Consider the following 12680-nt stretch of genomic DNA (forward strand, 5'->3'; position numbering starts at 1 on the left):
ACGCGGCCCTGACCAATCTCATCCTCAGCTTGCGCTGATCTTTTCAGGCTTCACCATCCATTCGCGGCCCTTGAGCATACCTTTCCAATAGAAAGGCGGCAGGAAGCTTTCCTTCAGCCACCATGCAAGGCGCGAGGGTTTTGTGCCGTCAATCAACAGTTTCGGGAAGGAGGGCAGCAGCGCCCCACCATACCCAAATTCGGCCAAAACGATTTTGCCACGCTCAACCGTCAACGGGCAGGAGCCATAGCCATTATATTGGGCGGTGGCGCTGCGGCCATTAATGTCATCGACCACGTTTTGCGCGACCACAGGGGCCTGCATCCGCGCCGCCGCAGCGGTTTTTGCATTTGGCGCGTTCATCACATCGCCCAATGACCAGATATTGTCATAGGTTTTATGACGCAGCGTGGCTTGATCCACATCGACCCATCCCGCCGCGTCAGCCAAAGGCGAGACTCGAATGAAATCGGGTGCGATCTGCGGCGGAACGACATGGATCATGTCGAATTCCACCTCAACCTCAGTGGGCGTGGTGTCGGGCTTGGCCACAGTAAACCACGCCTTTCTCGCCTCCCCATCAATCGCCTTGAGATTGTGAAAGAAGTTCAGATTGGCGCCGTATTTTTGCACATAGCCCTCAAGCGCGGGGACGTAATCCTTGACCCCGAACAAAACACCACCTGCGTTCATGAAATCAATCGAGATGTCCTTGAGCACGCCCGCGCGCGTCCAATGATCCCCAGAGAGATACATCGCTTTTTGTGGCGCGCCTGCGCATTTGATGGGCATGGGGGGCTGCGTAAAGATTGCACGCCCCTCCTTCATGTTCTTGACGAGGTTCCATGTGTAAGGCGCTAAATCATAACGATAATTTGAGGTCACGCCATTCTTGCCAAGCGTGGCTTCCAAGCCCTCAACCCGATCCCATGCCAGTTTCAAACCAGGTGCCACGATCAGGCGTTTGTATTTAACCACCCGACAGCCATCAAGGATCACGGAATCATCTTTGGGTTCAAAGGCCGCAACGGCGGATTTGATCCATGTGACCCCGCGTGGGATCAAGCTGCCCATGGTTTTGGCCGTGTCAGAGGCCTCAAAGATGCCCCCGCCCACCATTGTCCAACCGGGTTGATAGTAATGGATATCTGCGGGATCAATCACAGCAATATCAAGCGATGATTTGCGCGATTTGAGAGAGGCCGCAACAGCAAGCCCTGCCGCCCCCCCGCCTACGATGACGATGTCATAACTTGCATCTGCGCGATCTGTTGGGGTTTTGCCGCCATTGGCAATGCGGCGCACAACGCCCCCCATATCATAGCCCGCCGCCTTGGTGGCCGCCAAAATATCGGCAACTGACATTCGATTGGCTTGCGAGAGTGACCACAAAGTGGCCGAGCGCGTGCCCGTGCGGCAATAGGCCAAAATGGGACGCGGCAATTCCTGCATTGCCGCGCCAAAATCTGCTGCATCTTGGTCAGACACTTTGCCCGACACAATCGGCAGATTGCGGATTTCAAGACCTGCCTTTTTCGCAGCCGCCTCGATTTCCGAAAAATTCGGCTGATCCGCCGCCTCGCCATCAGGGCGGTTGCAGATCAAAGCGCGAAAGCCCTGATCTGCCAATTTCTGCACCTCATCAGGCGTGATTTGCGGTGCAACCGAAATCTCGGCATTGATGGTCTTGATTTCCATTGTCGTTCCTCCCTCCGAAAAACGGAGACTGTTGGCTTATGATAGCGAGACGCTCAAAGTGTGTTCAAAGGCACCTTGAGCATCGGACGGCCATCCTTGTCTGTCGGGATGTCGCCTGCGCGCATATTCACCTGCAATGAGGGAATAATCAATTTCGGCATATCAAGCTGCGCGTCACGCTCGGTGCGGAACTTGATAAATTCCTCGCGTGTCTTGCCCTCGCCCACGTGGATGTTGTGCTTTTTCTCATCACCCACTGTGGTTTCCCACTCGATATTGCGGCCATTGGGGCCGTAATCATGGCACATAAAGAGACGCATCTCATCGGGCAGAGCCAAAACTTTCTGAATGCTGTCGTAAAGCGTGCCTGCGTCCCCGCCTGGGAAATCCGCCCGCGCAGAGCCGCCATCAGGCATGAACAGCGTGTCGCCCACAAAGGCCGCATTCCCAACCACATGGGTCATGCAAGCGGGCGTGTGGCCAGGGGTGTAGATTGCAAAGGCACGTAGCCCCCCGATCTCGTAGACATCGCCATCCTTAAAGAGCGCGTCAAACTGGCTGCCATCGCGTTGGAATTCAGTGCCTTCGTTGAACACTTTGCCGAAAGTTTCCTGAACGGTGATGATATTTTCACCAATACCGATTTTCCCACCAAGTTTTTCTTGGATATAAGGTGCTGCCGACAGGTGATCAGCGTGAACATGGGTCTCAATCAGCCATTCAACTTTGAGGCCCTTTTCCTTGACATAGGAGATAATCGCATCGGCATTTTCATAGGAAATCTTGCCCGCCGCATAGTCGATATCCATAACGCTATCGACAATCGCGCAGGAATTGGAATTGGGATCTTTGACCACATAGGAGATTGTATTGGTCGCAGGATCAAAGAACGGCTCAACCTCGGGCTGAACATTCATATTTACGGGGAAGGTGGTCATTTTCTTGCTCCTTAAAGACGATCGTTTCAGTCAGGCGCGTTTCACATTTGAATTCAGTTCGGCATTTTGACGCGCCGCTATGATGGCGCGGGCCACAAAAATACCGACAAGCATTGCGGCGACAAAGGCCAAGACATCGAGGCGACCAGTGCCGATTGCGGGCAAGGCCCCGCCAGGGCAAAAGCCTGCAATACCCCAACCCACCCCAAACAAGGCTGAGCCACCCAAGAGGCGCGCGTCTAATTTGTTTGCGGTTGGTAGGGCAAATTTACCCTCAAAAATAGGGCCAGAAGGGCGCGGCAGAACCAAGCGATACCCGATAAAGGTGACAAGCAAAGCACCGCCCATCACAAAGGCAAGGCTTGGATCCCAACTGCCCGCAACGTCAAAGAAGTTGATCACTTTTGCGGGGTTAGACATGCCCGAAAGCGAAATGCCGAGGCCGAAAATCAGGCCGATGATATATGTTGAAATATAGCGCATCAGATCAGCCTCCGATCACGTGGCGGATCACAAAAACAGTGATCGCGGTGGTTGCCATAAATGTCAAAGTTGCGGAGATTGACCGCTTGGACAGGCGCGCCATGCCGCAAACGCCGTGGCCCGATGTGCAGCCAGAGCCAAAGGTGACGCCAAGTCCCACGATAAAGCCACCGATCAAGAGCATCGGCATCGAGGCGGGCACGCTGATTTCGGGCATCTCGCCGCGCAAAAAGAAATGTGCCGCAGGGCCGGTGATCATGCCCAACATCAAGGCCGCGCGCCAAGAAAAGTCGCTGCGGCTTGCAGGTGCCAAAACGCCCGTTAAAATGCCTGTGGCCCCCATGACGCGACCCAAGGTCAGCATCAACAGAACGGCTGAGAGGCCGATCAAAATACCGCCAGTGGCGGAAAGAAGTGGTGTAAATTCGGTTTCCATCTTACGTCCATATGTCTGCGCGTAAAATCAAGGCCTAAGAGATTCGCCCTTATTTTATGCGTGATTAAGCTGGTTACGTTGTTCGCTGGAAATCTATCTACAAAATACCACCCGCGCTGACAGTGATGTAGTCACATAAGCCAAAAATTTTTTTAGGTTATACTGGGAGTCATTGAAGAACCGAGATTTGAAGGGTTGACGTTCGAGTGGGCAACGATTCAGATATGCGCATGATCCGTCCCGGTTTTCTCTCCTCTTCAGAACGGCGTGAACTTGAGGTTTGCGTGCGTAGCCAGCGCGAAGATCACGGCGTTGCACGGCGCGCCAATGCAATCCTGCTCCTTGATGACGGTAAGTCCTGTCAGGCTATCGCGGAGTTTCTGTATCTGGACGATGATACCATTCGGGGCTGGTACAAGACCTACCGAGAGGGCGGCTGGGACGCGCTTTCGACCGACGGCTGGAAGGGTGGTCAGTCCCGCATGACGACAGCTCAAGAGACGGAGCTTTGCACCTGGCTGGACGACCGCTTCTGTCGATCGACTGTCGAGATCAGGGCGTACATCGCGGCACAATATGGCGTGGACTATTCCCACTCGGGCTGCATCAAGCTTCTGTCGCGGCTGGGCTATGAATACCGGAAGCCGAAAGGGCTGCCACGCGTTGCATCTGAAGAGAAACAAGCCGAATTCATTGCGCTATACGAGCAGCTGCTGAACGGGTTGGGCGCCGATGAAGCCGTGTATTTCGCCGATGCGGTGCATCCCGAATATCAGACAAAGCCTGCGTTTGGCTGGGTCAAGGCAGGATCAAAGCCCACCGTGACAACCACCGCGGGACGCGGGCGGGTTAATATCCATGGCGCGCTCAACCTTGAGAATTTTGATGCGCCCTTTGTCGAACCAACCACCGTAGACGGGGTCAGTGCCGCCCAGCTTCTGGCCAAGATTGAGGAACGCAATCCTCTCTCGCGGATCATCTATGTCATCTGGGATAATGCGGCTTACCATAAGGGCCCGGACGTGCGCGAATTCCTCAAACGACCAGACTGCCGCATACGACTGATCCAGCTACCGCCTTATTGCCCGCACCTAAATCCGATAGAACGATTATGGGCGGTCATGCACCAATACGTCACTCACAATCGCTACTACCCCACACAAAAGAAGTTCGCAGATGCGATCCTGAGGTTCTTTCGAGAGACCCTGCCCAAAGAGTGGAAAACATTCCGTGATCAGGTGTCAGATAGCTTCAGGGTCGTCACTCACGAGGATTTTCGGGTTTTGGAGTAAGCGCGGTATACGAATAGCAACCCGCGCTTAATGCTCGGAACGCGCCAGTTTTTCGATGTCGCCACGCGCCTCAATTTTGATCTGCCCCCGTGACAGGCTGATCCAACCGCGGCGCTGAAATTCGGCCAGTTGACGGGAAATGACCTCTCGCGCGGTGCCAAGTTCGGCTGCCATTTGCTGATGGGTGGCTTGGATGAGGTCATCCTTGGCCAAATCCAAAATCCGCTGTGCAAGGCGGATGTCCACGCGGCGAAATGCAATTTCTTCGATCACATGGAACAAATCGGTCATGCGCCGCGAATAGGCGGAAAACACGAAAGTGCGGAAACTTTCGGATTGGCTGATTAGATCATCAAAAACGCTGCGCGGGATCGCAACCGCCTCAACCGCCGTTTCGGCGATACCTTCGGCCGAGTAATCCTCATAGGCCAAAAGACAGGCCGAGGTCATCACACAGCTTTCCCCCGCATTGACCCGATAAAGAACCACCTCGCGCCCTGTCTCGGATGTTTGCTGCACGCGCACTGTGCCCTCAAGCAACAAAAGCAAGTTTTCAGGCCGCTTTCCTGGCCCGAAAATGACCGTGCCCTCGCGAATGGAAATCGTAGTCGCGCGCGCGGTCAGCACATCGCGCACCCGCGGCTCTAGCCGCGAAAGACCTGTAAATCGGTCAATCCAAGAGGCGCCTGCTGGCATCACATTCATCGCGCATCGTCCTTTTTGCTTGCGCCTATCATAAGTGGAACCACCTGCGGATCAAAGCGAAATCGCGGATTGCAAACATCGGCTAACAGACACTGGTCATGGGCGCAAAAATCAGCACATACTGCGCGTCATGGTGACAGCATCCACTCAAAAAACCCGTCCTCTGGGCAACAGCGCCAAGCGCCCTCGGCGCAATTTGGCGGCTTTGGCCTTAGTGGTTATGGTTTCGCTTGCCCTCAGCGTGGCGGCCCTGCCCCAGATTGAAGAGCGTTTGATGGGTGGCCGCCTGCGTCAGGATGAGGCCACAATGCGCCTTGTAACCGAGGTCATCCGTGGCGCACTCTCGCGCACCGAAGCCCTGCCCGCCTTGATCGCAGAGCGCCCCATTTTGCGCGACATTTTGCGCGACCCTGACAATACAGGGCTTTTGCCCTTCGCCAATGAGCAGCTGCGCCAAACCGCGCTGTCGCTTGATATTTCAGATATCTATGTGATGGATACGTTCGGCACGACCATTGCCGCCTCTAATTATCGGTTGGATCGCTCATTCATTGGGCAAAATTTCCGCTTTCGCCCCTATTTCACCGATGCCCTTGATAATGGGATTGGACGCTATCACGCGCTCGGCACAACATCGGGGCAGCGCGGCTATTACTTTGCCGCGCCAATTTTTGATGGCACGCGGATCTTGGGTGTTGTGGCGGTGAAGATCACGCTTGACCGCTTTGAGGCGGCGTGGCGCGACAGTGACTCGCGCATCTTCGTGACCGATCAACATGGGGTGATTTTCATGGCGGATCGGTCGGATTGGCTGTTCCGCACGCTTGGCCCCTTGAGCGAAGCCGCGCTTGAGGAAATCCAAAGCACCCGCCAATATCCGATCACCTTGCTCACCCCCCTCAGCCTGCGGCGCGAGGCCGTGAGCCTATCTGATTTTCGCAGAAACGCTCTGACCCGCATGGTCATCACTACATCGGAGCAAGGGCCAGAGCAGCGCCAAGCCTTTTTGGCGCAGCAATCCTTGATTGCCTCGGCTGGATGGCGGGTGCATATCCTGACGCCATCAGGTTCGGCCCGCACTGAGGCCTTGGGGCTTTTGGCGATTTTATGGCTGGTGATCCTGATTGCGGGGCTATCGGCGGCCATTCTGTTACAGCGCCGCGCTCAGTTGCTCGAACGCATCGCAGCCCAGCGCGAATTGGCCGAAACCCTAGAGGCACGGGTGCAGGAGCGCACCCGTGACTTGAACAGTGCCAACACCCAATTGCGCCAAGAGGTTGAGGAACGCACCCGCACCGAAGACCGCCTTCGCCAAACCCAAGCCGAATTGGTGCAGGCGGGCAAATTGGCGGCTTTGGGGCAAATGTCGGCGGCGCTGAGCCATGAATTCAACCAACCCCTTGCTGCGGTGAAATCCTATGCGGAGAATGCCGCGACCTTTTTGGACCGGGGCCGCGGGGATGAGGCGCGCGAGAACATCTCACGCATCTCGCATATGGCGGATCGGATGGCGTCTATCTCGAAACATCTGCGCAATTTCGCACGCCGCCCACAAGATCAGTTGCGCGATATCCCACTGCGCGCGGTGATCCGTGACGCGCTTGATTTGCTCGATCCAAGGCTGCGGCGCGCAAAGGTGGATTTGACCCTAGACTTGCCGCCTGAGGAGGATGAGATCATGGTTGTGGGCGGGCGCGTGCGGCTGCAGCAGGTCTTGGTTAATCTGCTGTCAAATGCGCTGGATGCCATGGCCGATGTCAGCGCCCCGATTTTGCACCTTTCTGTGACCGATGAGGCAGAGGATATGATTGCCCTGCGGCTGCGCGATCAGGGGCATGGCCTGTCGCAAGATGCGCAAGCGCAATTGTTTGACCCGTTTTTCACCACCAAAGAGGTCGGTCAGGGTCTTGGGCTTGGGCTATCGATTTCCTACAATATCATTCGTGACTTCGGCGGCCGCATTGAGGCGCGAAACCACCCAGAGGGGGGCGCGGAGTTCAGTTTGCATCTGCGCAAAGCCGCGCCACAAACGCCATCGGTGCCAAGGGAAATGAAAAAAGCATGACCGAAACGCAGACCATCAAGAACGGCATGATCTATTTCGTGGATGACGAGGAAGACCTGCGGGTTGCTGCAAAGCAAACGCTGCAATTGGCGGATCTTGATGTGATCTGCTTTGAAACGGGTGAAGAGGCGCTTGCCCATATCGCACGCGATGGCGATGCGATCCTGATTACCGATATTCGTATGGCAGGCATGGACGGTATCACCCTGATGAACCGCGCCTTAGAGATTGACCCAGAATTTCCTGTGATCCTTGTGACGGGGCATGGCGATATCGAATTGGCGGTCAAATCCATGCAGCAAGGCGCCTATGATTTTCACGAAAAGCCCTATGATCCAAAGCGTCTGGTCGATAGCGCGCGGCGCGCCTTGGAAAAACGGCGTTTGACGATTGAGAACCGCGCCTTGCGCCGCGAGGTGGGGCAGCGCGACCCTGTCGAGGCGCGCCTGACAGGGCGGGCCAAGAATATGGTGCAATTGCGCGCCGCGCTGCGGGCCATCGCCGCGACCGAAGCCGATGTTTTGATCGAAGGTGAAACAGGCACGGGAAAGGAGGTGGCGGCCCGCGCCATCCATCGCATGTCCCCCCGCCAAAGCGGGCCCTTTGTTCACATAAACTGCGCCGCACTGCCCGCCGCCCTCATTGAAAGCGAATTGTTCGGCCATGAGGCGGGTGCCTTTGCGGGTGCCATGCGACCCCGCTACGGAAAGTTTGAGCATGGGCGCGGGGGCACGGTCTTTTTGGATGAGATCGACAGCCTTCCCCTTGAACTGCAAGCCAAGCTTTTGACCGCGATTCAGAACCGCGTCATCACGCGCCTTGGATCAAATGAACCAATTGATTTGGATCTGCGGTTCATTGCGGCCTCTAAGGCTGATCTGGCACAGGCAGCCGAGATTGGCACGTTTCGCGCAGATCTTCTCTATCGGTTGAATGTCACAAGCCTGCGGATGCCCCCCCTTTCAGATCGGCGCGAGGATATTCCGCGCCTCTTTATAGATCTCGTGGGGCAAGCGGCAGCACGTTATAAAATAAATCCCCCGCAGGTTCCTGGCGCGGTTTTGGACGCACTTGTTGCGCGGGATTGGCCTGGCAATGTGCGCGAATTGCGCAACATGGCGGATCGTTTTGTGTTGGGGTTGGATTTGGGGTTGGCGACACCCGATGCCCCCGCGCCCGAACAGGGGCTCGCTGTGCAAATGGCGCAATATGAGCGCAGCCTTATTGCGGCGGCCTTGGTGCGCCATGGCGGCAGCCTCAAGGCCACCTATGAGGGATTGGGGCTAAGCCGCAAAGCCTTGTATGAAAAGATGCAGAAACACGGGCTTGATAAAGGGGATTTCACCGAATAGCCCCGCGCGCTTGCCTTGCAAACTCTTGTGTCGATTTCGACACATGGATTCTGCGGCAATGGGTCAGCTTTGACCAATTTTCCGAGATTCTTTTGAAATCGCATAATTTGTTAGCGCCAACTGAGTTGCTTTGATGGGATTTAGCCCAGTTTGTGGACATGACGGGCTGACCCCGTTGCAGACCAAGGAGGGAGCCTTGGCTGCAAAACCTGCATCCAGATCAAGCCCAATAGAGGGGCGCATGCTGGCGCAGGATGACCCTAGGGAGAGATTTGAACATGAAACTCACCAAAATGACCGCATTCGCGATGACCACTGCACTTTGCGCAACTGCCGCGTTTGCAGATGGCCATATGGATCGCACTGGATGGCCTGAAAGCTTTACTGTTGGCACCGCATCCCAAGGCGGCACCTATTTCGCCTATGGTTCTGGCTGGGCAAACCTTGTCGCAGAAGAATTGGGCATGACAGGCGGCGGCGAAGTCACCGGCGGCCCAATGCAGAACATGGCGCTTGTGCATACAGGCGAAGTCGCCTTCGGCATGACCACAATGGGCCCTGCGGCGGAATCCTTGGCAGGCACCAACCCAATCGCACCTGGTCTGCAAATGACCAATGCCTGTGCGATGTTCCCAATGTATCAGACGCCATTCTCGGTGACGGCGTTGTCCTCCTCGGGCATCACAAGCATTGATGAAATCCCAGATGGCGCGCGCATCGGCTTTGGCCCTGCGGGTTCGACCTCTGACACCTACTTCCCTCGCATGATGGAAGAGCTGGGCGTCAATTTTGAGCGCCGTAACGGCGGTTGGTCGGATCTCGGTGGCCAGTTGCAAGATGGTCTGTTGGACGTGATCGCCTTTGCCGCAGGTGTTCCTGTGCCCGCGGTCAGCCAGCTTGAAGTGCAGACGGACATCAACATCATCGAATTCACCGAAGAAGAGCAGGCCCAAATCATGGCGGCCTTCCCTGTGTCTGAATTCAACATCTCTGCAGATGCCTATACCACGCTCGAAGCACCTGCGCGTTCCGTTTCCATGTGGAACTTTGCGATTGCAAACTGCGAATTGCCAGAAAGCTTTGTTTACGCGGTTGTGGACACTGTGATGTCTGACAATGCGCGTATGGTTGCCATCCACGGCGCCGCACGTTCGACCTTGCCCGAAAACTGGGACAAGAACGGCGTTTTGATGTGGCACCCAGGTGCGGCACGTTGGTTCACCGAGAATGCAGGCGCGACCATCGCGGCTGATCAGATTTTCGGCGGCTAATGCTGTAATCTATCGGGCGCGCGGGGGCCTCAAACCCTTCGCGCGCCTTTTCTTTTGCCCTTATCGGCAGAGCGGAAGCAAAAATCATGACCAACACCTCACAGACCAAAGCCAGCGATCTTGACGCGATCGCGGAGACAGGCCCCGTCATCGCCGAAGGCGTAGATCAGGAACCTGTTGAGAATAACCGCCGCCTGTTCACAGGCCCTCGTATGATTGCCGTGGCTGTCCTTGCAACGCTCTATGCAGGGTTTCATATGGCCGCTTTGAACGGGATTTCTATCTCGGCTTGGACGGGCATAGATCTGCCGCTTTTGCCGCAATTCCCGCTTGAGACTTGGAATTTCCGAATTGTCCACATCGCGGGTGCGCTTGTTTTGGGCTTTGTGCTTTATGCGCCCTACACTTGGAAAGAAGACGCAGAAGCCCCCAAAGACACGGCCCTCTTGTCCAAGGCGGGCTATGCTTTGTTCATTCCCGCCGCCTTGGCGTTATGGTCTGCGCTGTCCTTTGGGAGGTTGATCGACTCTGGCACATTGCCAGAGATGGGGGGGCTTGTGTCATGGGCCGCCTTCCCCGGAACCGAGATTTATGAAACCGAGATTTGGAACTTTGGTGTGCCCCTCTTGGTGGCGACCTTTGGCGCCATCCTCTTGGGGTGGTTTGAACGCAAGCCACGCGATAGCTTTGCGACCAGCGACTTGGTGCTTGCGCTCTGCGCAATTGTTGTCGCGGCCTATCTTGTGCCGATTTTCTCAACCGCGGCCCGCAATTCAGTCGGCACGCCTTTTGTGCCAATCGGTGTGGCCTTTGCCGCGACAGCAGGCACCGCGATGATCATGGAATTGACACGCCGCGTGGCAGGTCTGGCCTTGGTGATCATCACAGGCGTGTTCCTTATTTACACCTTCACCGCGCATTTGCTGCCCGGCATCTTGGCCGTGCGAAACCCCTATACGTGGCAACGCTTCTTCGGCCATCTCTATTCGGATGCAGGCATCCTTGGGCCAACCACGGCGGTGTCCTCAACCTATATCATCCTCTTCATCATCTTTGCGGCTTTCCTTCAGGCCTCGAAAGTGGGTGATTATTTTGTGAATTTCGCCTTTGCCGCAGCAGGGCGCGCCCGTGGTGGCCCCGCTAAAGTGGCCATTTTCGCAAGCGGCCTGATGGGTATGATCAACGGCACCTCCGCGGGGAATGTTGTGGCGACAGGGTCGCTGACCATCCCTTTGATGAAAAAGGTAGGCTATCACAAGAAAACCGCAGGCGCGGTCGAAGCGGCCGCCTCAACCGGCGGTCAGATCATGCCCCCTATCATGGGCGCAGGCGCATTCATCATGGCCGAGATCACAGGCATCCCTTATCAGGATATCGCAATCGCCGCGATCATTCCCGCGATCCTCTACTTCGTGTCGGTCTATTTCATGGTCGATCTTGAGGCCGCGAAATTGGGTATGCGCGGCATGCGTGAGGATGAACTGCCAAAATTGAAACTGCTTTTGAAGCAGCTCTATCTGTTCTTGCCCATCCTGATCCTGATCTATGCCCTGTTCCAAGGCTATTCCGTCATCCGTGCGGGCACCTTGGCCACGCTCAGTGCCGCCGTCATTTCATGGATGCCCGTGTTGATGGTGCGCTTCTTCCCACAAAGCCTGCCTGCCGCCTCGGTCGCAGGTATGGGGCCACGGGAGATTCTCAAAGCGTTTGAATTGGCTGGCATTATGGCCATTCAGATCATCGCGGTTTGTGCCTGCGCGGGTGTTATCGTGGGTGTGATCAGCCTGACAGGTGTTGGTGCGCGCTTCTCGTCCCTCCTGTTGGATTTGGCGGGTGTGAGCCAAGTTCTGGCACTGTTCTTTGCGATGTGTATCGCGATCCTTCTGGGGATGGGCATGCCCACCACAGCCGCCTATGCGGTCGCGGCCTCGGTGGTGGCACCAGGCTTAGTTGAGCTTGGCATTCCGCAACTGACCGCGCATTTCTTCGTGTTCTATTTCGCGGTCGTCTCGGCCATTACACCGCCTGTGGCGCTGGCCTCTTATGCGGCGGCGGGGATATCGGGGGCGAATGCAATGGAGACATCGGTGGCCTCGTTCAAAATCGGCATCGCCGCCTTCATCGTGCCTTTCATGTTCTTCTACAATTCGGCCTTGCTGATGGATGGCACCACGCTTGAAATCCTGCGCGCAGGGGCAACGGCCATTTTCGGCGTGTTCCTGTTGTCCTCAGGGGTGCAAGGGTGGTTCATGGGGGCGCGCAACCCGTGGTTCTTACGCGCCATCCTTATTGCGGCCGCGCTGTTCATGATTGAAGGCGGGCTGCTGACCGATCTGATCGGCCTTGGTGGTGCGGTTGGGGTCTATCTTATCCAAAAACTGTTCCACCCAAAGGCGGATGCACAGATCGATGTCAAAGGCCTAGATTGATCCGACAAAGC

Annotated in this window: 10 protein-coding genes; 5 read left to right on the plus strand and 5 right to left on the minus strand. The window is 56.1% G+C overall.

Annotated features, from left to right (window positions below):
* Positions 1-24: 24 nt before the first annotated feature.
* The 4 genes from I3V23_04040 to I3V23_04055 are packed head-to-tail and all read right to left on the minus strand — an operon-like array spanning position 25 to position 3555.
* Positions 25-1698, minus strand: a complete 1674-nt coding sequence (locus I3V23_04040) for a TIGR01244 family phosphatase (protein ID QPI86156.1) — start codon at positions 1696-1698, stop codon at positions 25-27.
* A gap of 53 nt (positions 1699-1751) precedes the next feature.
* Complete coding sequence (locus I3V23_04045; protein ID QPI86157.1) at positions 1752-2636, minus strand: MBL fold metallo-hydrolase; 885 nt, start codon at positions 2634-2636, stop codon at positions 1752-1754.
* A 30-nt stretch (positions 2637-2666) separates the two neighbouring features.
* Positions 2667-3119, minus strand: a complete 453-nt coding sequence (locus I3V23_04050; protein ID QPI86158.1) for a YeeE/YedE family protein — start codon at positions 3117-3119, stop codon at positions 2667-2669.
* A 4-nt stretch (positions 3120-3123) separates the two neighbouring features.
* Positions 3124-3555, minus strand: a complete 432-nt coding sequence (locus I3V23_04055; GenBank protein ID QPI86159.1) for a YeeE/YedE family protein — start codon at positions 3553-3555, stop codon at positions 3124-3126.
* A 230-nt stretch (positions 3556-3785) separates the two neighbouring features.
* On the opposite strand from I3V23_04055, the gene I3V23_04060 reads away from it, so the two are divergent.
* Positions 3786-4847 carry an IS630 family transposase gene (locus tag I3V23_04060; protein QPI86680.1) on the plus strand — a complete coding sequence of 354 codons (1062 nt, stop codon included), beginning with the start codon at positions 3786-3788 and terminating at the stop codon, positions 4845-4847.
* 27 nt (positions 4848-4874) lie between these two features.
* Here the strand turns inward: I3V23_04060 and I3V23_04065 are convergent, their stop codons facing one another.
* Positions 4875-5552, minus strand: coding sequence for a Crp/Fnr family transcriptional regulator (locus I3V23_04065; GenBank protein ID QPI86160.1), 678 nt, complete (start codon positions 5550-5552; stop codon positions 4875-4877).
* A 130-nt stretch (positions 5553-5682) separates the two neighbouring features.
* Between I3V23_04065 and I3V23_04070 the strand changes: the two genes are divergently transcribed.
* The 4 genes from I3V23_04070 to I3V23_04085 all read left to right on the plus strand — a co-directional run bounded on the left by I3V23_04070 (position 5683) and on the right by I3V23_04085 (position 12669).
* Complete coding sequence (locus tag I3V23_04070; GenBank protein ID QPI86161.1) at positions 5683-7617, plus strand: sensor histidine kinase; 1935 nt, start codon at positions 5683-5685, stop codon at positions 7615-7617.
* A complete protein-coding gene (locus I3V23_04075; GenBank protein QPI86162.1) occupies positions 7614-8969 on the plus strand; it encodes a sigma-54-dependent Fis family transcriptional regulator in 1356 nt (451 codons plus the stop codon). The genes I3V23_04070 and I3V23_04075 overlap by 4 nt, the downstream gene beginning before the upstream one ends.
* 278 nt (positions 8970-9247) lie before the next feature.
* Positions 9248-10240 carry a TAXI family TRAP transporter solute-binding subunit gene (locus tag I3V23_04080; protein ID QPI86163.1) on the plus strand — a complete coding sequence of 331 codons (993 nt, stop codon included), beginning with the start codon at positions 9248-9250 and terminating at the stop codon, positions 10238-10240.
* Between the two features lie 86 nt (positions 10241-10326).
* Positions 10327-12669 carry a TRAP transporter fused permease subunit gene (locus I3V23_04085; GenBank protein QPI86164.1) on the plus strand — a complete coding sequence of 781 codons (2343 nt, stop codon included), beginning with the start codon at positions 10327-10329 and terminating at the stop codon, positions 12667-12669.
* Positions 12670-12680: the final 11 nt, after the last annotated feature.

It is taken from the genome of Rhodobacterales bacterium HKCCA1288 (genome assembly GCA_015693905.1).
Taxonomy (GTDB): Bacteria; Pseudomonadota; Alphaproteobacteria; order Rhodobacterales; family Rhodobacteraceae; genus M30B80.

Coding starts and splice junctions, on each gene's coding strand:
- I3V23_04040 (QPI86156.1), bottom strand. CDS start 1,698: ATGGAAATCAAGACCATCAATGCCGAGATTTCGGTTGCACCGCAAATC.
- I3V23_04045 (QPI86157.1), bottom strand. CDS start 2,636: ATGACCACCTTCCCCGTAAATATGAATGTTCAGCCCGAGGTTGAGCCG.
- I3V23_04050 (QPI86158.1), bottom strand. CDS start 3,119: ATGCGCTATATTTCAACATATATCATCGGCCTGATTTTCGGCCTCGGC.
- I3V23_04055 (QPI86159.1), bottom strand. CDS start 3,555: ATGGAAACCGAATTTACACCACTTCTTTCCGCCACTGGCGGTATTTTG.
- I3V23_04060 (QPI86680.1), top strand. CDS start 3,786: ATGATCCGTCCCGGTTTTCTCTCCTCTTCAGAACGGCGTGAACTTGAG.
- I3V23_04065 (QPI86160.1), bottom strand. CDS start 5,552: ATGAATGTGATGCCAGCAGGCGCCTCTTGGATTGACCGATTTACAGGT.
- I3V23_04070 (QPI86161.1), top strand. CDS start 5,683: ATGGTGACAGCATCCACTCAAAAAACCCGTCCTCTGGGCAACAGCGCC.
- I3V23_04075 (QPI86162.1), top strand. CDS start 7,614: ATGACCGAAACGCAGACCATCAAGAACGGCATGATCTATTTCGTGGAT.
- I3V23_04080 (QPI86163.1), top strand. CDS start 9,248: ATGAAACTCACCAAAATGACCGCATTCGCGATGACCACTGCACTTTGC.
- I3V23_04085 (QPI86164.1), top strand. CDS start 10,327: ATGACCAACACCTCACAGACCAAAGCCAGCGATCTTGACGCGATCGCG.